The organism is Gemella sp. oral taxon 928, from assembly GCF_001553915.1.
GTDB lineage: Bacteria > Bacillota > Bacilli > Staphylococcales > Gemellaceae > Gemella > Gemella massiliensis.
The window spans coordinates 1,184,657-1,205,819 of the sequence record NZ_CP014233.1; the positions used below are offsets into that span (position 1 = coordinate 1,184,657).

At 29.3% G+C, this 21,163-nt stretch carries 22 protein-coding genes and 1 pseudogene; 2 read left to right on the forward strand and 21 right to left on the reverse strand.

What is annotated here, in order from left to right; all coding sequences use genetic code 11:
- Positions 1 to 235: 235 nt before the first annotated feature.
- Entirely contained in the window at positions 236 to 838 is a 603-nt protein-coding gene (gene rpsD, locus AXE85_RS05305) for a 30S ribosomal protein S4 (RefSeq protein ID WP_062173680.1), read from the forward strand.
- A 118-nt stretch (positions 839 to 956) separates the two neighbouring features.
- Here rpsD and AXE85_RS05310 read toward each other — a convergent pair whose 3' ends face one another.
- From AXE85_RS05310 to alaS, 16 genes and pseudogenes are all read right to left on the reverse strand, one after another.
- Positions 957 to 1,580, reverse strand: a complete 624-nt coding sequence (locus AXE85_RS05310) for a VOC family protein (protein ID WP_082729127.1) — start codon at positions 1,578 to 1,580, stop codon at positions 957 to 959.
- 281 nt (positions 1,581 to 1,861) lie between these two features.
- Positions 1,862 to 2,698, reverse strand: a complete 837-nt coding sequence (locus AXE85_RS05315; RefSeq protein WP_062173684.1) for an amino acid ABC transporter substrate-binding protein — start codon at positions 2,696 to 2,698, stop codon at positions 1,862 to 1,864.
- 12 nt (positions 2,699 to 2,710) lie between these two features.
- Positions 2,711 to 3,340: an amino acid ABC transporter ATP-binding protein gene (locus AXE85_RS05320; protein WP_062173686.1), complete on the reverse strand. Its 630-nt coding sequence runs from the start codon at positions 3,338 to 3,340 to the stop codon at positions 2,711 to 2,713.
- Between the two features lie 3 nt (positions 3,341 to 3,343).
- Positions 3,344 to 3,996, reverse strand: a pseudogene (locus AXE85_RS05325) (amino acid ABC transporter permease).
- A gap of 156 nt (positions 3,997 to 4,152) precedes the next feature.
- Positions 4,153 to 4,425 carry a 30S ribosomal protein S16 gene (gene rpsP, locus AXE85_RS05330; protein ID WP_021752330.1) on the reverse strand — a complete coding sequence of 91 codons (273 nt, stop codon included), beginning with the start codon at positions 4,423 to 4,425 and terminating at the stop codon, positions 4,153 to 4,155.
- A gap of 248 nt (positions 4,426 to 4,673) precedes the next feature.
- Entirely contained in the window at positions 4,674 to 5,549 is an 876-nt protein-coding gene (locus AXE85_RS05335) for a C39 family peptidase (RefSeq protein WP_062173688.1), read from the reverse strand.
- 17 nt (positions 5,550 to 5,566) lie between these two features.
- Complete coding sequence (locus tag AXE85_RS05340) at positions 5,567 to 6,430, reverse strand: DMT family transporter (protein WP_231723752.1); 864 nt, start codon at positions 6,428 to 6,430, stop codon at positions 5,567 to 5,569.
- Positions 6,420 to 7,613, reverse strand: coding sequence for a glycerate kinase (locus AXE85_RS05345; protein WP_231723753.1), 1,194 nt, complete (start codon positions 7,611 to 7,613; stop codon positions 6,420 to 6,422). Before AXE85_RS05345 ends, AXE85_RS05340 begins: the two co-directional genes overlap by 11 nt.
- Positions 7,614 to 7,872: 259 nt before the next feature.
- Positions 7,873 to 8,016: a hypothetical protein gene (locus AXE85_RS05350; protein WP_062173690.1), complete on the reverse strand. Its 144-nt coding sequence runs from the start codon at positions 8,014 to 8,016 to the stop codon at positions 7,873 to 7,875.
- A gap of 27 nt (positions 8,017 to 8,043) precedes the next feature.
- Positions 8,044 to 8,631 (reverse strand): methyltransferase domain-containing protein, encoded by a 588-nt coding sequence (locus AXE85_RS05355; protein WP_062173692.1) that lies wholly within the window; start codon positions 8,629 to 8,631, stop codon positions 8,044 to 8,046.
- A gap of 25 nt (positions 8,632 to 8,656) precedes the next feature.
- Positions 8,657 to 9,517, reverse strand: coding sequence for a polyprenyl synthetase family protein (locus AXE85_RS05360; RefSeq protein ID WP_062173695.1), 861 nt, complete (start codon positions 9,515 to 9,517; stop codon positions 8,657 to 8,659).
- A complete protein-coding gene (gene xseB / locus AXE85_RS05365) occupies positions 9,510 to 9,710 on the reverse strand; it encodes an exodeoxyribonuclease VII small subunit (RefSeq protein ID WP_062173697.1) in 201 nt (66 codons plus the stop codon). Before xseB ends, AXE85_RS05360 begins: the two co-directional genes overlap by 8 nt.
- Positions 9,711 to 10,970, reverse strand: coding sequence for an exodeoxyribonuclease VII large subunit (xseA, locus tag AXE85_RS05370; RefSeq protein WP_062173699.1), 1,260 nt, complete (start codon positions 10,968 to 10,970; stop codon positions 9,711 to 9,713).
- Positions 10,971 to 10,981: 11 nt separating this feature from the next.
- Complete coding sequence (gene nusB, locus AXE85_RS05375; protein ID WP_062173701.1) at positions 10,982 to 11,377, reverse strand: transcription antitermination factor NusB; 396 nt, start codon at positions 11,375 to 11,377, stop codon at positions 10,982 to 10,984.
- Between the two features lie 11 nt (positions 11,378 to 11,388).
- Positions 11,389 to 11,694, reverse strand: coding sequence for an Asp23/Gls24 family envelope stress response protein (locus AXE85_RS05380; RefSeq protein WP_062173702.1), 306 nt, complete (start codon positions 11,692 to 11,694; stop codon positions 11,389 to 11,391).
- A gap of 129 nt (positions 11,695 to 11,823) precedes the next feature.
- Complete coding sequence (gene alaS / locus AXE85_RS05385) at positions 11,824 to 14,448, reverse strand: alanine--tRNA ligase (protein ID WP_062173704.1); 2,625 nt, start codon at positions 14,446 to 14,448, stop codon at positions 11,824 to 11,826.
- Between the two features lie 416 nt (positions 14,449 to 14,864).
- On the opposite strand from alaS, the gene AXE85_RS05390 reads away from it, so the two are divergent.
- Positions 14,865 to 15,848 carry a DDE-type integrase/transposase/recombinase gene (locus AXE85_RS05390; RefSeq protein ID WP_062174743.1) on the forward strand — a complete coding sequence of 328 codons (984 nt, stop codon included), beginning with the start codon at positions 14,865 to 14,867 and terminating at the stop codon, positions 15,846 to 15,848.
- Positions 15,849 to 16,101: 253 nt separating this feature from the next.
- Here AXE85_RS05390 and AXE85_RS05395 read toward each other — a convergent pair whose 3' ends face one another.
- The 5 genes from AXE85_RS05395 to dnaX all read right to left on the reverse strand — a co-directional run bounded on the left by AXE85_RS05395 (position 16,102) and on the right by dnaX (position 21,144).
- Entirely contained in the window at positions 16,102 to 16,473 is a 372-nt protein-coding gene (locus AXE85_RS05395; RefSeq protein ID WP_062173706.1) for a S1 RNA-binding domain-containing protein, read from the reverse strand.
- Positions 16,463 to 18,439: a transketolase gene (gene tkt, locus AXE85_RS05400; RefSeq protein WP_062173708.1), complete on the reverse strand. Its 1,977-nt coding sequence runs from the start codon at positions 18,437 to 18,439 to the stop codon at positions 16,463 to 16,465. Before tkt ends, AXE85_RS05395 begins: the two co-directional genes overlap by 11 nt.
- A gap of 16 nt (positions 18,440 to 18,455) precedes the next feature.
- Complete coding sequence (gene recR, locus AXE85_RS05405) at positions 18,456 to 19,052, reverse strand: recombination mediator RecR (protein ID WP_062173710.1); 597 nt, start codon at positions 19,050 to 19,052, stop codon at positions 18,456 to 18,458.
- A gap of 4 nt (positions 19,053 to 19,056) precedes the next feature.
- A complete protein-coding gene (locus AXE85_RS05410; RefSeq protein ID WP_062173712.1) occupies positions 19,057 to 19,374 on the reverse strand; it encodes a YbaB/EbfC family nucleoid-associated protein in 318 nt (105 codons plus the stop codon).
- A 105-nt stretch (positions 19,375 to 19,479) separates the two neighbouring features.
- Positions 19,480 to 21,144, reverse strand: a complete 1,665-nt coding sequence (dnaX, locus tag AXE85_RS05415) for a DNA polymerase III subunit gamma/tau (protein ID WP_062173714.1) — start codon at positions 21,142 to 21,144, stop codon at positions 19,480 to 19,482.
- Between the last annotated feature and the right edge of the window lie 19 nt (positions 21,145 to 21,163).

The following is a 21,163-nucleotide window of genomic DNA, read 5'->3' on the forward strand; positions in this document are numbered from 1 at the left end:
TCTATTCTTCCGATAAAACAGTTGACTAATAATTATTTTAATGATAAACTAATAAGCGGTGTAAAATAATAGTAGTAGATTAATTATTATTGCCCCTATGTTATACGTTCTCACGTGGCTACTCGTAACCTATGCTACTAGGTGAAGTTCCAATTTTATAACATATACAACAATGATTAGTCATGCTTTTTGTTTTATACACAAAAAACAAAAAGATTAAAGGAGGAGCATATTCATGGCTCGTTTTACAGGTTCAACTTGGAAAAAATCTCGTCGTTTAGGTATCTCTCTAAGCGGCACAGGTAAGGAGTTATCTAAACGTCCTTACGCACCGGGACAACATGGTCCAATTTTGAGAAAAAAACTATCTGAATACGGATTACAATTACAAGAAAAACAAAAACTTCGTTACCTACACGGTATGAACGAAAAACAATTCCGTAAATTATTTGATAAAGCAGGAAAAATGCAAGGTCTTCACGGTGAAAACTTTATGGCATTACTTGCGACTCGTTTAGATTCAGTAGTTTACAGCTTAGGTTTAGCCAGAACTAATCGTCAAGCTAGACAATTGGTTAACCATGGTCATGTGCTTGTTGATGGTAAAAAAGTTGACATCGCTTCTTATGCACTTAAACCGGGACAAGTGGTTTCAATAAGAGAAAAATCAAGAAACTTGGAAATCGTTAAAGAAGCTGTAGAAATCACCAACTTTATTCCTGAATACTTAACTTTTGATGCTGATAAATTAGAAGGATCATTAGTAAGATTACCGGAAAGAAGTGAACTACATCCGGAAATTAACGAACAACTTATTGTTGAGTACTACAACAGATAATCTCTTTATCAAAGAAACTCAATACCATTTAAACCTACTCAGTTACTTTTGAGTAGGTTTTTCATTAACTATAATATAAATAGATTAATTAGTTTTCTAAGCTTTATAATTCTCCAATCTAATAGTCGTATTCAATAGAAACTATGCCTTTTTCATTATTATCATCTATAATTTCAAGTACATCATCATCAATCAATTGTCTTAATATATTGGCATTATCTTCATCAATCTTAAAAATAATTTTCTTTATTTTCTTTATACCGTTGGGATGGATAAAATTTATAGGTTTCGGGTCTACACTGAAATAACTCATTAAAAATGGAAAATTTACTCCTTCCGGAAAGAAACATCTATATTGTAAATTTCTACCTTTTGTATCAACTCTTTTAAGGTTATTAAATAATATTCCCTTTATACCTTTCTTTTTTAAAAACTCAACTTCTTCGTCTAAACTGCCAAAATCTTTCTCTAGGCAAAAACCGCATAATCCCTCATCACAGGTATCCCAATAATGAAATCTTTCCATTTTTTTACTTACGCCGAATAATTTACTTAACAGTTTTACAATTTTAGGAATTCCCGTATTTTGCAATAATTCAATATAAGCCCCCTCGCTAAAATATATCAAAGCATTAATAGGATTTTCTTTTCTGCCATATTCAACTTCAAATCCTTTATTTTCCCATTCCTTAACAGCAGCCTGTAAATTATTTACTTTATATACTATATGTCCACTTCTCATAATTCATCTCCATAAAATTTAATTTATTTCCTAAATATCTTCTAATATTGTATCATTATATCATTCTTAAATCTTTTTTTCTACCATTAAAAGTTCTACTTATCCACAACGATTTTATTAATTTTTAATACTTACAAAACCGTCATAACTGCTATTGTATTTCTTAATATTATAGTTAATGAGAAATTCTTTTATATATCCATAATTTAACGTTCTTTTGTTTCTTTTAACAATTTTTATCTCTATATAGAAAAAATCGGTAGATTTTAAAAATCTACCGATTATCTATTTTTAATATTTTTTGTTGCCACATCTTCACCAAACCATTTTTTCGAAATATCTTGAAATTTTTTTTCTTGATATAATTTTTTAAAAGCTGAATTTATTTTTCCAACAAGTGTTTTATCCGCTTTCCTTGCTCCGACAGAAAATGATTCACTCTCAAAGCCTGCACTAAATATATTATATTCTGATAATTTATTTTGTTGTTTTAAATAATAATTTGCATATACTCTATCAATTAATAATGCTTCTATACGTTCATTCTCCAAATCTATTATTGCTTCGTTAAAACTCTCGTATTGTGTCGCATCATTACCTTTTACAAAATCTTTTAGAACTTTTGGCTCTGCATTAAAAATATCGTAACCGGAAGAACCATTCTGTGCTCCAAGAACTTTTTCTTTTAATTCACTTACCTTTGTTATTCCGGAAGTTTTCTTTGTAACAATTACCTGTTCATTAATCATATAATCATCTGTAAATAAAACGTTTTGTTCTCTTTCTTTTGTTCTTGAATATCCATTCCATATTAAATCAATATTACCATTTTTTAATTCTGTTTCTTTTAAATCCCAATTAATAGCTTGCCACTCTACACTAATTCCATATTCAGCAAAAACAGCATTTGCCAAATCAATATCAAAACCGATATTTGCACCGCTTTTATCTTGAAATCCCATCGGTACAAAAGTATTATCAAAACCAATTACTATTTTTTTAGAATTTTCAAATTCTTTCCAGTTATCATTTTTAGGTTTATTCGCCCCACCACTGGCACAACCTGTTAACAATATAAAAGTAGTGATTATATAAAGTATAATTTTTATTTTTTTCATATTTTCATCACCTTACTTAGCTTCTATTTTCAAAATACTATCAGCAATATTTTCGGCAAATTTCAAATCATGGGTTACTACTATTTGAGTAATTCCTAATTCTCTATTTTTTAAAATCAGTTTTTCTACTTCCAAGCGTAATTCAGGATCTAAGGCACTCGTCGGTTCATCATAACCAATTATTTTAGGATCAATCATCATTGCACGTGCCAAAGCCACACGTTGTTTTTGACCACCTGACAATGAATGTGGATATGAATCTACTTGTTTACTAAGACCCAATTTTTCTAACAACTCTTTAGCTTTTTTCTTTGCTGTTTCTTTTGACACATTCAACGTTTTTATAGGAGATAAAGTTAAGTTATCTATTACCGTTAAATGTGAAAATAATTGAAAATCTTGAAAAACAAATCCCAATAAATTTCTCTTTTCTAATTCATTAAGTGGTAAATTTTCACCATTATAGATAATTTCACCCGAATCAATAGTTTCTAGCCCTGCCAACATTCTTAAAAGTGTAGTCTTTCCCCCTCCGGATGGACCAACAATAGCTAAAATTTTTCCATCTTCTACTGTTAAATTCAAATTAGAAATAATTTGTCTATTGTTATACGTTTTACATATATTTTTTAATTCTAACATAATTTAACTCCTATCATAATTATATTTATTTTCCACACGTTTTGAAACCAATGTTACTATTCCAATCAAAATTAAGTAGATAGCACCGGCTACAAACATCGGTGTTAAACTGGCATCTCTGTTAGCAGCTGTTCTGCTCGCTAATATTAAATCACTTATTCCTAAAGCATAAACTAAAGATGTATCTTTTACTAAACTCATAATCTCATTAAAAACACTAGGCAAAACAATTTTTATTACCTGAGGCAAAATTATAAAACGAATCGTTTGTAAATTAGTAAATTAGTAAATTTTAACACCTTAGCCGCCTCATATTGTCCCTTTGGTACAGAATTTATACCACCACGAAAAATTTCCGCAAAATAAGCCGCATAATTTAGTGTAAATGCAATAATAGCAGCCGGTAACCTTTCAAAACGAATACCTACATTTGGTAAAACATAATAAATAAAAATTAATTGTAATAATAATGGTGTTCCTCTCATAATCCAAATATAAATGCTGATAATAAAATTTACTATCTTTATATTAAACTGCATTATAAAAGAAATAATAATTCCTAGTGGAATTGATAAAATAAGAACTAAGAGAAATACTTCTATTGTAATCAATGCACCATTCAATAAACTAGGAAATATTTCTATTAAATATTCCATAATAACCTCCTATAATAACTTTGTTATATAACCATATATAGCAAACTTCTCTCTCTAATTTTCTGAAAACTTGTTATAATTGTATCAAAAATGCACGCTAATTTCAATAATAATGTTTAAATAATAAAAAAAGAACGTCTTAAGACGCTCCAAAAATTATTTATTTAATTTTGATTCATGAAATTTTTTCATAATTCCTTCTTTTGATAACAAACTTCTTACTGTATCAGAAGGTTGTGCACCATTACCTAACCATTTTAACGCTAATTCTTCGTCAATTTTAACTTCTGCCGGATCTTTTACAGCATTATAAGTACCGATAGTTTCAATAGAACGACCATCACGTGGAGATCTTGAATCAGCAACAACGATACGGTAAAAAGGTGATTTCTTAGCACCTAATCTTTTTAAACGGATTTTTACTGCCATGTTTGTACTCCTTATGTTTCAACTTTTTATTAATTTAATGTGTGTGTTTATGAAGTGTTTTAATGAAAAAGTTGAATCTTTTTGCTAAGGTTTCTAAGCTAGTAACTATTCTATCATTATAAAAAAAGAAAGTCAAGACTTTTTCAAAAAAAGTGTAAACTTTTTTTGTTGATATAGATATTATCTTTATAAACTGATATATAAGGTTTTTTGATTTGATGTCAAGTTCTTATATTTTTACTTTACAACTATTTTGAAAATTCCCACATTGCTACTATTTCTGTTTTTAACTCATTATAACTCCATGTTTTTAATGTTCTTGTATAACTATTCGGATCATTAATTATATAATTTCCATCTTTATCTTTTGCAACAACTAGAATAATATGACCGACAGTTGTAAATTTCCCAGGTTTTACCGACATAATTATTGGATTTCCTTGTTTTAATACTTTATCTATATTTTCTTTACTTAAATATACTTGATTAGATTTTAGCCCATATTCTTTTGCAATAAAATCAAAAAAATTCCAACTAGTTCCATGTGATGTAAAATAACCATTTTTATTTTCTATTTCCGCAATCTTTCTTGGGGTAATAGTTTTGTCATTTAATAATCCGCCAATTGCCATTGCAACACTCGTCGGTCCACATCCGCCAATTGCAACATCTATATCTCCTAGCTCATCATATGCCCATCTTCTGTCCCACTGTATATAATAAGGATATTTTCTTTCTAATTCTGCTGTTTCCCCATATTCAAACGGTACACGCTCTCCGGTTAAATAGCCTAATATATACTGTGTAGTATCTTTATTATTTGCCAGTAACTTTTGTTGTGCTTCTGGTAATTCATTTTTTCTAGTATAAATTAGTTGCCCTACTAAATTGTTATTACTATTTTCCAATAAATTTCGGTTAATTTCTCCTTCAGTTACTATAAAAGGGTTAGGCTGTACAACTCCACGTATTCCATCTCTTATTTTAATAGTTTTTTTATTCACTGAAGTCGTTTTTTGACTATTACCAAAAAATAATTCCGATAATGAATTTTTGGAATAATATAAAAATAACATCCCACAAACTAAAATTATTCCAATTAGCACTTTTATAAATTTTTTCATTTAGTACCCTTTCTCAATTAATTTGTTTTTAAAATCAAAACTATTCCTATCAAAATTACTATACAATACCCTATTAAACTGTAAAAATCAGGAAATTCACCTAAAAAAATAATACCTAATATCCCTGCGAATAAAACTTGAGAATAATCAAAAACCGCAATATTTTTTGCCGGCGCAAATCTATATGCAAATGTAACTCCAAATTGTCCGATAGAAGCACTAATACCCGCAAAAAGTAACATACTAATTTGATATATTGACATTTCATGATAATCAAAAATTAAATAAGGCAGCAGCATTAAAGTAGATGTAACTGAAAAAAATAAAATAATAAATTCTCCTGAGATTTTTTTTAAACCTAAATATCTAACACATGTATATGCTACTCCTGTTCCTAATGCCGACATCAATGCTGCAGCGGCTCCTTTGCTTATTAAACCGTTTATATTAGGCTTAATAACAAATAATATCCCTATAAATGCAATAACAATGGCACCTACTTGAAATTTTGTCATTCTCTCTTTAAAAACAAAATATGATAATATTAAAATAATGAATGGTGAAAGTTTTTGTATAATTGATGCATCTGCCAAATTTATATGACTAATAGCATAAAAATTAAAAATTAAACCGATAGTTCCAAAAATAGCCCTTATAATTAAAGTTGACCATTCAATTTTATTGGAAGGTAATCTTAATTTTCTCCTATGCTTCATTAATGGAAATATTGTTATAAATGCAGCTATTAAGTTTCTAAAAAAAGCTTTTTGCATTGATGGTAGATCTCCTGATAATTTAACAAACAATGCCATCAATGCAAATCCGAAGCCTGCCATAACTATACAAAATATTCCCATTAAAATATTACTTCTACACTTCACTACTAAACAACTCCAATATGCAAAAAATTTGTTCAATTGTCTTTTCAATATTTTTAGTTGCTATTTTTTTATCTAACGCTTCTCGTATTGAAATAACACCTCGTTGAATAGTAAAACTTGCATCAATTAATTCTTTATTATTTTCTGAAAGTTGTTCCAACTCATCATCTGTAATGCTACCTGCTAAAAATATCACCTTTTTATTATTTTTTTTCGCAATTTTTGCTAATTCTATCGGTGCTTTTCCCATAAAACTTTGTTTATCCAAACAGCCTTCGCCCGTTATTAAAACGTCAATATCCCTGATTTTATTTTCTATATCCAAATAATTAATCATATATTCAGAACCTTTAAACATTTTTGAATTGGTAAAATTCAAAAAAGCATATGCCAATCCACCGGCAGCTCCACTGCCTTTAATTATTGAAAAATCTTTTTTATATTTATCGTAAACTACTTTAGAAAAATTTTTAACATAATCATCAACAATAGAAAAATCTCTTTCATCCAAACCTTTTTGCCCACCAAAAATATATGTTGCCCCATTTTTTCCATACAAAGGATTTTCTACATCACATATTAAATTAAACTTAGCATATTTTAAGTACTTACTTACCATAGTATCATCTATTTTTACGATATTTTTTAATTCTGAAATTCCTCTCACGCAAAGATTATTATTTTCATCATAAAATTTAATGCCAAGTGCGGACAACATTCCTATACCGCAATCATTTGTTGCACTGCCGCCAAGACCTATAGTAAAGGTTTTTATCCCTTCGTATAACAAAGTATTTATCAAAATTCCTAAACCATAAGTAGTTGTTTTATACGGATTACATTCTTTTTTACTTAAATTTCTAATACCAACTATCTCTGCAACTTCTATAACAGCTTCTTTAGTATTATGATTTACTAAGTATTTAACTTCAGTTTTTTCTCCGATTGCATTAACTGTAGTAAAAGTTTTTTTATCAAAATTTTCAAAAATATCTAAAAATCCGTCACCACCGTCAGCAATAACTTCTTTTACTATATCTATTTTTTTATTAACATTCTTAATTGTTTTTTCTATTATTAAAGAAAGTTCTTTCGATGTTAAGCAACCTTTGAATTCATTCATCGCTATCATAACTTTCATTTTTATCTGCCCCTTAATATGTACTTTCTTATATTCTAACATTAATTTTTCTCTTTTTAAAGTAGATACATTTTAAAATACATTAACTTAAACAATTAAAAACATTAAAATTTTTAATGTTCTCTCGTATATAGCTTTCTCCTATGTTTATTGCCAATTTTATTTTCTTAATACATAAGAAATTACAAATTTAAGATCAATCAATTAAATTACTTTATCAAGATATTTCACTTTATTTTACAACTTATCGTATAAAAAATACGAAAGTTTATCCCTAAACTTTCGTATTTTTTTTGTTCTATTACTTTCTACCAATAAGCAATCCGCTTTGAATATAATCTTTCATTTCTTTGCCATATCCCCATTTTTCAGCATATTCATCAGTAACATCAGAGTTTATGATTTGAAATTTTTTAAATCCGGCTTTTTGTATTATTTTTACCATCTCTTCTTCCAGAAGAGCACCCGCAACTCAAGTACAGTGCATTTTTTGTGAATTTTTCCATTCTATCGGTAAATCTTTTTTTAATAATATATCCGAAATAACAAACATTCCTTCATCATTTAAGATACGATATATTTCATTATAAACTTTTTGCTTATCAGGTTCTAAATTTATTACACAGTTGCTTATTACCCTATCTACCACCTTATCTTTTAACGGAATACTAATCAATTCACCTTTTATAAATTCTATATCTTTTAATCCTTTTTTATCACGAACACTTTTTGCTTTTTCCAACATAGAATCCAATCTGTCTAAACCATATAATGTTCCTGCTTTAGGATATTTCATTCTGGAAATAAAAATATCCATTCCGGCTCCGCAACCTAAATCTATCAAACTTTGACCTTCTTTTAACTTCAAATGCTGAATAGGATTTCCACAAGAAAGTCCCATATTTATTTCATCCGGGAACTCGTTTATTATTTTTTCATCATAACCTAAAGATTTACTTAAATCCTTTGGATTGATTTTTGTCTTTTGTTTATTCTTTGAAATATTATCATAGAATGAATCTACTGATAATCTTATTTTTAAATTTTTTTGTTCTGACATATTATCCCTTCCTATATTTTGAATCTTATTTTTCCCTTCTTAAAAGATAATCTGCAAATTGCTCCAAATTATTATTTTCTAATTTTTTTGCAATATTTTTTGCATTTTGGGTATGTTTTAACAAGAGCTGCTCACACTCTGTTATTCCATAAAAACTAAGATAAGTAATCATATTTTCATCGCTTGGAAGTTTACCAATTTTTTTGAAATCTCCGTAATAATCTAATATATCATCTTTAATTTGATATGCAATTCCTAATTCTTTACCAAAATCTTTTATTAATTCATAATCACTTTTTTTATACGCTATTAATGTTGCAAAATCTAGCGGTAATTCTATTAATTTTCCTGTTTTTAAACTGTGCATATTACGAAGATAATTTGCATCAACATTAAAACTTTTTTGTTTAACATCATAAATTTGACCGGCAATCATACCCATAGCTCCTGAATAATTTGCTAATTGTTTTATCAACCTTATTTTTAATTTACTATCTACTTCACATTCTGAAAGAACTTCAAAAGCTAATGTCAACATAGCATCTCCGGTTAAAACAGCAACATCTACTCCATGAACTTTATGATTTGTAAGTTTCCCCCAACGATAATCATCATTATCCATCTCCGGTAAATCATCATGAACCAATGAATAAGTATGTACCAATTCTATAGCTAGTGCTACGTCAAAGTACCTATTATAATCCACTCTATAATAATCTAATAAATATAAAAATGACAATGGGCGAATTTTTTTACCCTCATTTATTAAAGAATAAATAATAGATTCCTTTAAAGGAAGTGGGATATCCAAAGCCTTTATATATTCTCTGGAAAAATCATTTAATTTAGGTTTATGTACTTGGATAAATAATTCAAAGTTATTCATTATTTTTAAAATCCTTAACTATTTTTTCAACTTCTTTTTCAGCATTTTCTATAATTTGATTACAATTTTTTATAATTTCAATACCTGCTTTATATTGTTCCAGTGAATCTTCCAATGACAAATTTCCACTTTCTAAATTAACTACTATTTTTTCTAATTGAGCTAAATTAGATTCAAAATTTTCTTTTTTCATTTACTTAACTCCTTCTTTTAATACTTCTTTTACTTCACAGGTAAAAACTCCATCCAACAACTGCACTGTTGCGTTATCTTTCGGTTTTATTTCTTTAACAGAAGTTACTTTTTTATCTTCTAAAAATGTGATTGAATAACCTTTTTTCATAATATTAATAGGCGAATTTGCTTCCAAGTGTTCAATAGTTTTTGCAAAATTTTCTTTGTATTTTTCCAAAATATCTATATCTAAAAATTCTTCTTTTTTATAAAAAAAATCTATTTTTTTTTCTTTTATACCGGCATTAAGAATACGCTGTAAATTTTTTTCTGTTGCCTCTAAATTTCTTTTATATTCTAAATATATATTAAGATAATTTTTTATATATGGATTCTCTTTATTTTTTACTATACATGCCTTACTGCTTTCCAAGATAAATTTTATTCTGTTATTTAGTTTATCTAAATTAAACTTAAGTTTATTTTTTATATCTTCAATATTTGGAGTAACTATCTCCGCCGCTGCTGTCGGAGTTGAAGCTCTCATATCAGAAACAAAATCTGCTAATGTAATATCGGTTTCATGCCCTACTCCGGTTACTATTGGTGTATTACAATTAAAAATAGCCCTAACTACCTCTTCAGTATTAAAACTCCACAAATCTTCTATTGAACCGCCACCACGTGCTAAAATAATTACATCATTATCTCCATTATCTGCCAATTTTATATTTTTAACTATATCCTGAACGGAATTTTCACCTTGAACAAGCGTTGAATATAAATTAATATTAGCCAATGGGAAGCGTCGCATTATCGTTCTTTTTATATCTTGAATAGCTGCACCTGTTTCTGCAGTGACAACTCCTATATTTGCACTTAGTTTCGGTATCTGTTTTTTATATAACGAAGAGAAAAGACCCTCTTTATCTAATTTTTCTTTTAACTCTAAAAATTTTTGATAAAGCTCTCCTATACGATCTTTTTTCATATCAATAACTAATAAATTATGCTCTCCTCTTGGGAAATAGTAATTTATTTTTGATTTAATAAGAACCGTATCTCCACCTTTAAACTCAAAATTTTTTGCACCAAACCAGACAGCATTTATTCTGGTGTTTTCATCTTTTATTGAAAAATATATATTATTGTTGTTATGTATTTTAAAATTAGAGATTTCTCCTTTTATATAGATTTCTTCCAAATATGGATCTAGGAGAAATTTTCTCTCTATATATTTATTTAAGGCTGTGACTGTTAAATAAGTTCTTTCTTTCATTTGAACACCCCTTATTTCGCACTATTTTCCACTACACCTTTTAAAACACCATTTATAAACTTATAACTTTCATCTTTTTCGCTATATTTTTTAGATAACTCAACCGCTTCATTTATAGAAACTTTGTATGGAATTTCACTATATAAAATCTCATAGGCAGCTATGCGAAGTATTTGTCTATCCATTTTTGATAATCGTTCTAATTTCCAATCTTTTAAATTTAAACTTATAACTTCATCTATTTCATCTATATTCATTAATATTTGAGCTAAAGTTTCATTTACATATTTACTCCCTGAGATTTCTTCATTTTCCAATTCTAATAACTCTTTAAAATTTAAGTCTGTTTTTTCTATTTGAAATAAAATTTTAAAAACAGCTTCTCTTAATTCATGTCTACTTTTCATTTTTTCTCCTACTAAAAATCTATTCCTAAAATATTTACATTAACACTTTTTGTATTGATTTCAGTCATATTGAAGATTGAGTTTTTTACATTTTCTTGAATTTTTCTGGCAACTTTCGTTACTGAAAAACCAGATTTTAAATTACAATAGACATCTATAATTAATTCATCACCGGAAAATTCCAAATCTACACCTTTTGAATATATTTTTTTACCTAGTAATTTTGACACTCCTTCTACTTCAGTAGTTGCTATATTAGCAATTACCGTTAGAGCATGTGGATTAATTTCTACAGTTCCCAATTTTTTATTTTCCATGGAATTATCCTCCTAATCATATAATAGTTTGTTTACTTAAAGACAAAATAATTCTTATAATAAGTTTTATTATATCATATTTTCAAAGAAAAAAGATAGCAATAGCTACCTTTTATCTATATTGCTCTTTTAAATATTTTTAAGCAATTCTTCAAATGCATTGTTAATATTATCTTTGTTTTTTGCTCCTGCTTGTGCCATGTTAGGTCTACCTCCACCACGACCATCGCATATTGTCGCTAATATATTTACCAGTTTTCCTGCATTATAACTTTTAGTTAAGTTATTATCCACAGCAACTACAAAATTTACCTTATCATCATTAACGGAAGCAAATGCAATTATGTAATTTTCTAATTTTGTCTTAGCATTATCAACTAACTGTTTCAAATGATTCATATTATCCGATTCTACTACAGCAGTTAAAACATTTATATTATTTACAACTTTCACATTGTTTACTAAATTACTTAACTCTGCATTAGCAATCTTTTGTTGCAAACTTTCTTTTTCTTTGGATAATTTTTTAATCTCTGTTTGTAAGTGTGAAACTTTTTCCACAACATTACTTGCATTACCTTTAACAAGTTTTTCTATATCATGTAATGTATTTTCTTGTTCTTTTTGATATTTATAAGCTGCTTTTCCGGTTAACGCTTCAATACGTCGTACCCCGGCTGCTACTCCCGATTCAGAAATAATTTTGAAAATTCCTATTTCCGCACTATTTGCATTATGCGTACCACCACATAACTCGATAGAATAATCACCTATTGATACTACTCTTACCACATCACCATATTTTTCTCCAAATAATGCTTGTGCACCAAGTTTTCTTGCTTCTGCAATTGGCATTTCTTCCGTTTTAATTTCAAGTGAATTCCAAATTTGCTTGTTTACTTCTTCTTCCACCATCTCAATTTCTTCTTTTGTTAATGGAGCAAAGTGAGTAATATCAAAACGTAATTTTTCATCTGTTACCAATGAACCTGCTTGTTTAATATGAGAACCTACTTTTTGTCTTAATGCTTCATTTAATAAGTGTGTTCCCGTATGATTTTTTTCAATATTTAATCTGTATTCTCTATCAACTTCCAATGTATATTTATCACCGACAACTAATTCGCCCTCAATAATTTTTATAAAGTGAATATGACGTTTATCCGGTAATTTTTTCACATCAAGTACATTTGCTTTGACATTTTGTGAAAAAATGATACCATGATCGGCAACTTGTCCACCACTTTCCGCATAAAATGGCGTTTTATCAAATACCACTTTCACAACTTCAGAACCCTGATAAGAATTTAATACATTTTCTTCTTTATCAACTATTGCCAATAACGATGCATTTTTCTCCACTAATTGTGTATAACCGATAAATTCACTATCTCCAATAATTTTATTGTATAGATCAGTTTGAACCTGCATTGAAGAATCATCTTGACGAGATGAACGAGCGCGTTCTTTCTGTTTTTCCATTTCTTCATTGAAACCATCTAAATCTACAGTTAAGCCGTACTCTTCTGCATATTCTTGTGTTAATTCAATAGGAAATCCAAATGTATCATACAATTTAAACGCATCTTTTCCTGAAATAATTTTCGTCGTATTTTTTACTTCTTCTACAATTGTTTCTAAGATTGCTTCTCCTTCATTTAATGTTTCATGGAAACGATCTTCTTCTTTTAATAACACATCTTTTACAAAATCAGCTGATTCTTTAACATTTGGATAATAATCGACCATAATATCTGCAACAACGTCAGTTAACTTATACATAAATGAGGTATTCAATTCTAAAACTTTTGCATAACGAACCGCACGACGTAGCAGTCGTCTTAATATATAACCACGTCCTTCATTCGACGGCAACGCACCATCAGCTATTGCAAACACCACTGTTCTAATATGATCGGCAATCACCTTAAATGCAACATCTTGTTCAACGGATGCACCATATTTAATACCTGATAGTTTTTCTATCTCACGCATAATTGGCATAAATAAATCCGTATCAAAGTTAGTTGGTACATCTTGCAATACTGAAACTATACGTTCCAATCCCATACCGGTATCAATATTTTTTGCCGGCAATTCTGTATACGTACCATCGGCATTGTGATTGTATTGGCTAAATACTACATTCCAAACTTCAAGATAACGTTCATTTTCTCCACCGGGATACATCTCTTCTTTTGGTGATGTTGTATCAATATCTTCTCCTCGATCATAAAAAATCTCTGTATTCGGTCCGGACGGACCTTCTCCGATATCCCAGAAATTTCCTTCAATACGAATAATTCGTTCTTCCGGTAAACCGATATCGTTTTTCCAAATATCATATGCTTCCATATCTTCCGGATGAATAGTTACAGATAATTTTTTTTTTTCGAGTGCTAACCATTTTTCAGCTGTTAAAAACTCCCACGCCCATTCAATGGCTTCTTTTTTAAAATAATCACCAATTGAAAAATTTCCCAACATTTCAAAAAATGTATGATGTCGTGCTGTTTTACCAACATTTTCAATATCGTTAGTTCTAATAGATTTTTGTGAATTTACTATTTTTGGATTTTCCGGAATTTCTCGTCCATCAAAATATTTTTTCAATGTCGCTACACCTGAGTTAATCCATAATAAAGACGGGTCATCTATCGGTACGAGTGAAGCACTCGGTTCTATTTTATGATTTTTTTCTACGAAAAAATCTAAAAACATTCTTCTTGTTTGTGATGATGTCAGTTGTTTCATTGCTGTTCTCCTTTCGATATTGTAAAATAACAACTAAAAAATGTCCCTTGTGTAAAATTACACAAGGGACGACTATAATCGTGTTACCACCCTACTTCGAGTATAAAACTCCTCATAGTTTTTATAACGGCTTTAATGCCATGAAGCTGTTAAATAGGTAGCATAAAAGTACATTATAAACCTTTTTCACCGACAGGTTTTCTCTTAGGATAATGTGAATTACTTTTAATTCCTACACTTCATCATTGTATTTAACTATCATTATAAACAGTTATCAAATATTTGTCAATAGGTTTATTTTGAATTTCTAATTTCCATTGTAGTGTTACAATAGATGTGAGACATATAATAAAAAAAAGAAGAGTAAATCCTGTATAATGAAGTTACCTACAAATCAAAAAAAGGAATTTACTCTTATGAAAACTATTATAACAGAAAATATAGAAAAAACACAACGATATATACCTCATACTTTACAAACAAGAATAGCTGCAGTTAAAACTTATAGAAATGGTAACTCTATCCGCTTTATTTGTAGGCGCTATAAAATATCAAAAGCCTCTCTTTTGCGTTGGAATAAAAAATATGACGGTACTAAAGAGTCTCTTATAGATAAGTCTCATAGACCTCATTCCATTCACCCTAACGCCCATACAGTTGAAGAATTGTCTTGGATTAAAAATCTTATTAAACGTAATCCTAATATTTCTATGATTGAATTATATGCTAAACTTAAATTCAACAAAGGTTATAAAAGACATCCTTGTTCTTTATTTAGAGTGCTTAGAAAATTAGGTTTTTATAAAGATACTAAGAAAAAAGTAATTCCTTATAAACCTAAACCTTATGATACACCTACTGAAATTGGTAAAAAATGGCAACTTGATGTGAAATATGTTCCTAAACGTTGTTATGTAGGAGAAATTCCAGATAAATTTTATCAATATACTATCATTGATGAAGCTACTAGGGAAAGATTTATTTTCCCTTTTAAAGAACAATCATCATACTCTACTGTTCAATTTGTTAAAATGGCTATTGATTATTTTGGGTATAAACCTAAGATAATTCAAACTGATAATGGTTTTGAATTTACGCATTTTAAAGATACTAAACGAATACACCCTTTTGATGTATTGTGTAATAATCTTGGCATTAAACATCAACTTATTAGACCTAGAACTCCTAGACATAACGGTAAGGTTGAACGTAGTCATAGAAATGATAATGAACGTTTTTACAGGCATTTATCTTTCTTTTCGTATGATGATCTTGTATCTCAGATGAAAAAGTATCTATATCGCTCTAACCGTCTTCCTATGCAGACTTTAAATTGGCTTTCTCCTGTTGAAAAAAGAAAAGAGCTACGGAAAGAGTCTATAAAAATATGCCGGCTTTAATTCCTTGTTAGATAATAGATTTCACAACTTATTTGTCAAGGACAAGGGCTACGCCTTTTTCAAATCCTTGACAAATAAGTTTTAGAAATCTGAAATGTTCTCTAAGGAATTAAAGCTGGCAAATCTAATAAAATAATGTATTTTACGTCGGGGGCTTCATACGGTTTACATAGAAGCTAGCTTCTATGTAATTCTATTATATCTGGTATTTATTTTTTACTTTTTTTGTTTCACATCATTTACAAATATACATTTATTTTGAATTTCTAATTTCCATAATAGCCTTTTTTTTCCAAAGTTTCATATTTTGTTTAAGAGTGCTGAAACCATAAACAAAATTAAGTGTATCTAAACTATTAATTTCTTTTTTATTGTTGTTCTGAGTTTTTTGTTTAAAATTTAGAGTAGCATTTATCTTATTATCTTTTATTGATAAAACTTTTACATCTAAAACTTCTCCAACTTTTAAATAACTTCCAATATCAAAAATAAAACAGTTGGTAATTTCTGAGATATGAATTAATCCGGCTTGACCGTTTTTGGTTTCAAAAAAAGCGCCATAAGGTTTCACTGCTGTAACCTTTACTTTTATTATATCTCCTTGTTGTATTTCTCTATAACTCATTTTTTATTCTATCTACCACTTTTTCCACTGTAAAGCCATATTCTTCAATTACTTTATTTGCCGGAGCAGAAGCACCAAATTTATCAATTCCGATAGCAAGCCCATCCAATCCTACATATTTATACCACAAAGCTGTACTACCCATCTCTAAAGATATTCGTCTTCTTACATTAAATGGTAATAAACTTTCTTTATATTCTTTTGATTGTTCTTCAAATAATTCCATTGACGGCATACTTATAACACGTAATTTTACTCCATCTTTTTCCAGTGTTTTCGCTACTTCAATTGCAAGCGCTACTTCTGAACCAGTTGCGATTATAATAGTATCAAAGTTATTCGAAGTTTCATAAACAACATAAGCACCTTTTTCTACTTTTTCAAATGAGGTATTTTCTAACACCGGCAAACCTTGACGTGTTAATACTAATGATGTCGGTTTTGTATTTGCTTTTTGCGATAAATACCATGCTGCTTGTGTTTCAACAGCATCTGCAGGTCTAAACACATAAGAATTCGGAATCGTTCTTAATGATGACAGATGTTCAATAGGCTCATGTGTCGGACCATCTTCGCCAACTGCTATACTATCATGAGTAAATACATATGTAACAGGTAAATTTTGAAGAGCAGATAAACGTAATGCTGCTTTTAAATAATCTGAAAATACAAAGAATGTACCGCCAAAAACACGCACTCCGCCATGTAATGTTAAACCATTAAGAACTGTAGCCATTGCAAATTCGCGTACACCAAATTGAATATTACGTGCTGTTCTATTAGTATTATCTTGCAATTTTTCCTCTTTAATAAATGTCATATTAGAGTGAGAAAGATCGGCTGATCCTCCGAAAAATGTCGGAAGCACAGCAGCTATACTATTAATTGCATCTTGTGATGAATTACGAGTAGCTTGAGCTTCGCCTACATTTTTAAAACTAAAACTTTCTTTAGAAAGATGTTTAATATCTTTTCTTGATAATACCTCTTCTAATTCGGCTGCTAATTCCGGGAATTTTTCCTTGTATTCATTATATAATTTTTCCCATTCGTTATTCGCAGTTTTTCCACGATTTGCAACATTAACTTTAAAATCTTCATATACTTCTTCCGGAATTTCAAAAGGAGCATAGTTCCAATCAATTTTTTTTCTAAATAATGTTGTTTCTTCTTCACCTAACGGTGCACCGTGGACACCGTTTGTTCCTTGTTTATTAGGAGCTCCGGCACCGATTACGGTTTTTACCTCAATCAAAGTCGGTTTATCTGATTGTTTTGCCTTTTCAATGGCGTTACTTATCGCCACAATATCTTCACCATTTTCTACCAATAGCGTATTCCAACCATAAGATTCATATCTGGCACGAACATTTTCAGAAAATGCGTCTTTAGTTTCTCCATCTAAACAAATATCATTTGAATCATAAAGAACCACTAATTTATTTAATTTTTGTACTGCAGCAAAACTTGATGCTTCTGATGCGACACCTTCCATAATATCACCATCACCACAAATTACATAAGTATAATGGTCAAAAATGTCAAAACCCTCTTTATTGTATTTAGCTGCCAAGTAACGCTCAGCCAGCGCCATACCAACAGCAGTAGAAATCCCTTGCCCTAGCGGACCGGTTGTAGCGTCAACTCCTTTAGTATGACCAAATTCCGGATGCCCCGGAGTTTTTGAATTCCACTGACGGAAATTTTTTATCTCTTTTATACTTACATCTTCAAAACCTGAAAGATGTAATAATGCGTATAACAACATTGATCCGTGTCCTGCCGATAAAACAAATCTATCTCTGTTGATCCATCCCGGCACAGCGGGATTTACTTTCAAATGTTTAGAAAATAATGAATACGCCATCGGTGCAGCACCCATTACAATGCCGGGATGCCCCGATTTAGCTTTATTAATTGCATCAACCCCTAATACTTTTATTGCGTTGATTGATTGTTGTGACATACAATATCCTCCTAAATTATAATTCTATTCTTCCTGAAATTGCTCTCGATAAAGTAACTTCATCAACATACTCAATATCGCTTCCAAAGGAAATTCCTTGAGCTAGTCTTGTAACTTTTATACCTGTATTTTTTAAATAACGTGAAATAAAACTAGCTGTCCCTTCCCCTTCAGGTGATGAGTTTGTCGCTAAAATTATTTCTTTTACCGCCGGATTTTTTGCTCTTTCAAACAACGATTTAATATTAATATCCATAGGCCCTATTCCATCCATAGGAGATATAAGACCATCTAAAACATGATATAATCCCTTGTATTGTTGCATATTTTCCATAGCCACCAAATCGTTATCTGTAGCTACTACACAAATTATTGATTCATCTCTTGATTTATCACAACAAATATCACACACTTTTGTTTCACTAAGCCTATGACAAATTTCACAGTTTGTTAAATTTTTTTTAAGATTTACAAGAGATTTTGAAAAATTCTCTATATCATCATCATGCATTTTTAATGTGTGAAAAGCAAGCCTTACAGCTGTTTTTCTACCAATTCCCGGTAGCATTGCATAACTATCTATTAAGTCTAATATTGGTTTTGGATATTGCATTAGACTATAAACCCGGAATATTTAAGCCGTTAGTAAATTTGCCTAGCGTTTCTTCTTTTAATTGTGTAGATTTTTCCAATGCATCATTTACCGCTGTTAACACTAAATCTTGCAACATTTCAATATCTTCCGGATCTACTACCTCTTCTCTTATTTTTATATCCAAAATTTTACCGTCACCGTTAGCTGTGACTGTTATCATTCCACCTGATACTGTCCCTTCTACAGTTTGCTCCTTTAATCCCTCTTGGGCTGCTAACATATCTTTTTGCATTTTTTGCATTTTACGCATCATCTGTTGCATATTTCCCATTCCACGCATATTATTTCCTCCTAATATTAATATAATATAATTTTATTTAAAATCAGCTAACTTGTCAATATTTTTCAGTTTTTTAAAAATATTTAATTTTATTTTCTATAACGTTTATTTTTCTATAATAATATCTGAAAACAATTCCTCTATTTTTGAAGTTTTTTCTATATTTTCTAATTTTACTTCTACTGACTTTTGTTCTATAATATTATCCTCATTTTTTAAACTTTGATATTGATTCGCTTGAAGAGCATATATTGTATATTCCACTCCAATGTAATGTTTAAATAACTCTTCTAAATATTTTTTATATTTTGTACTTTGGGTCAGTCTAATCATACTATCAACTTCATTAAACACAAGTAATCCACCTGTTTTAGAAGATGCAATAAGCGTGCTTGATTTGAATATTTTTCGCATTTCCACAACTTGAAAATTATTTGTACTTAAATTTTCATCCATAATTTTATTAAATACATTAGCTGCATAACTGGTAAAATTATCATTAGAATCAGCTAATAATTTCTTAATCTTTATCTTATCTTTTATTATTACTTCTTTTGGCGAGGCGTCTTGTAAAGTAGTATTATCTTGTAAAATTTCCTTATCTTCTACTAACACGTTATTTTCAGTTTTATTAAAAGTTATATTTAGTAGTTTGTCTTCCAACTGTTTAACTCTATTTTCTAAATTTGTTATCTCAATTGTTGAAACATTTTGAGATGGATTAAAATTACTATCAGTTGAAAAAATTTCTTTTGAACAAATTTTTACAATACAAATTTGCATATAACTAACATGTTCTGTCGAAAATCTAATAAATTGTTCAGTTTCTGACAATATTTGAATTATTCTATAAAAATAATCAAACGGAACTGTTTCAATTTCTTTTGATATTATATTAACATCATATCCTGTGTAATCAGTATTTTTTAAATTTTTATATACAATAACATCTCTCGTAATATTTATTAAATCATTTAATATTAATTTGGTATCTTTAGCTTGATTTAAAAAATCATTATACATCAATAAAGATTTAGTTACATCACCACTAAGAAGTAATTTATAAAATTCGAGAATAGTTTCCTCACTAAGTGACGAGGTTACATCTAATATATTTTTTAATGTTATTTTATCAGCATAGTTAGACACTTGATCTAAAATACTAATTGCATCTCGCAAACCACCTTTAGCTAAGTTAGAAATTTTAGTTATCGCTTCATCTTCAATATCAAGATTTTCTTGATTAGCAATATGAATTAATCTATCTTTTAACTGATTTGTTGTTAAATTTTTAAACTCGAAACGTTGACAACGTGAAAGGATTGTTGCAGGTATCTTATGAATTTCTGTTGTTGCTAAAATAAATATAACGTGTGCGGGTGGCTCTTCCAGTGTTTTTAACAAAGCATTAAATGCTGCCGTTGTTAACATATGAACCTCGTCTACAATATATATTTTATATTTCCCTTCTGACGGTAAAAATTTTATAGCTTCTTTTATATCACGAATCTCATCGACACCGTTATTACTTGCTGCATCTATTTCAATTATATCAACATTTTCTTTTTGATAAATATCATTTTTATTAACAACGTTGGCAAAAATTTTAGCAATGGATGTTTTGCCGGTTCCACGTGGTCCATAAAATAAATAGGCATGACTAATTTGGTTTTTTTCTATTGCATTTTTCAAAACAGAAACAATGTGATTTTGACCTACTATGTCATCAAAGTTTTGCGGTCTGTACTTTCTATATAATGCCTGAAACATATAAACCTCCTATATTAAT

Bases quoted from the DNA above. Each gene is read 5' to 3' on its own strand.
- AXE85_RS05410 (WP_062173712.1), bottom strand. From the start codon at position 19,374: ATGCGTGGAATGGGAAATATGCAACAGATGATGCGTAAAATGCAAAAA.
- xseB (WP_062173697.1), bottom strand. From the start codon at position 9,710: ATGAAAAAAGAAAATTTTGAATCTAATTTAGCTCAATTAGAAAAAATA.
- dnaX (WP_062173714.1), bottom strand. From the start codon at position 21,144: ATGTTTCAGGCATTATATAGAAAGTACAGACCGCAAAACTTTGATGAC.
- AXE85_RS05395 (WP_062173706.1), bottom strand. From the start codon at position 16,473: ATGAGTTATAGAGAAATACAACAAGGAGATATAATAAAAGTAAAGGTT.
- AXE85_RS05345 (WP_231723753.1), bottom strand. From the start codon at position 7,613: ATGTTAGAATATAAGAAAGTACATATTAAGGGGCAGATAAAAATGAAA.
- nusB (WP_062173701.1), bottom strand. From the start codon at position 11,377: ATGAAAAGTAGACATGAATTAAGAGAAGCTGTTTTTAAAATTTTATTT.
- AXE85_RS05360 (WP_062173695.1), bottom strand. From the start codon at position 9,517: ATGAATAACTTTGAATTATTTATCCAAGTACATAAACCTAAATTAAAT.
- AXE85_RS05310 (WP_082729127.1), bottom strand. From the start codon at position 1,580: ATGAGAAGTGGACATATAGTATATAAAGTAAATAATTTACAGGCTGCT.
- rpsD (WP_062173680.1), top strand. From the start codon at position 236: ATGGCTCGTTTTACAGGTTCAACTTGGAAAAAATCTCGTCGTTTAGGT.
- rpsP (WP_021752330.1), bottom strand. From the start codon at position 4,425: ATGGCAGTAAAAATCCGTTTAAAAAGATTAGGTGCTAAGAAATCACCT.
- AXE85_RS05315 (WP_062173684.1), bottom strand. From the start codon at position 2,698: ATGAAAAAAATAAAAATTATACTTTATATAATCACTACTTTTATATTG.
- AXE85_RS05335 (WP_062173688.1), bottom strand. From the start codon at position 5,549: ATGAAAAAATTTATAAAAGTGCTAATTGGAATAATTTTAGTTTGTGGG.
- tkt (WP_062173708.1), bottom strand. From the start codon at position 18,439: ATGTCACAACAATCAATCAACGCAATAAAAGTATTAGGGGTTGATGCA.
- AXE85_RS05380 (WP_062173702.1), bottom strand. From the start codon at position 11,694: ATGGAAAATAAAAAATTGGGAACTGTAGAAATTAATCCACATGCTCTA.
- AXE85_RS05350 (WP_062173690.1), bottom strand. From the start codon at position 8,016: ATGGTAAAAATAATACAAAAAGCCGGATTTAAAAAATTTCAAATCATA.
- AXE85_RS05320 (WP_062173686.1), bottom strand. From the start codon at position 3,340: ATGTTAGAATTAAAAAATATATGTAAAACGTATAACAATAGACAAATT.
- xseA (WP_062173699.1), bottom strand. From the start codon at position 10,970: ATGAAAGAAAGAACTTATTTAACAGTCACAGCCTTAAATAAATATATA.
- AXE85_RS05390 (WP_062174743.1), top strand. From the start codon at position 14,865: ATGAAAACTATTATAACAGAAAATATAGAAAAAACACAACGATATATA.
- AXE85_RS05355 (WP_062173692.1), bottom strand. From the start codon at position 8,631: ATGTCAGAACAAAAAAATTTAAAAATAAGATTATCAGTAGATTCATTC.
- alaS (WP_062173704.1), bottom strand. From the start codon at position 14,448: ATGAAACAACTGACATCATCACAAACAAGAAGAATGTTTTTAGATTTT.
- recR (WP_062173710.1), bottom strand. From the start codon at position 19,052: ATGCAATATCCAAAACCAATATTAGACTTAATAGATAGTTATGCAATG.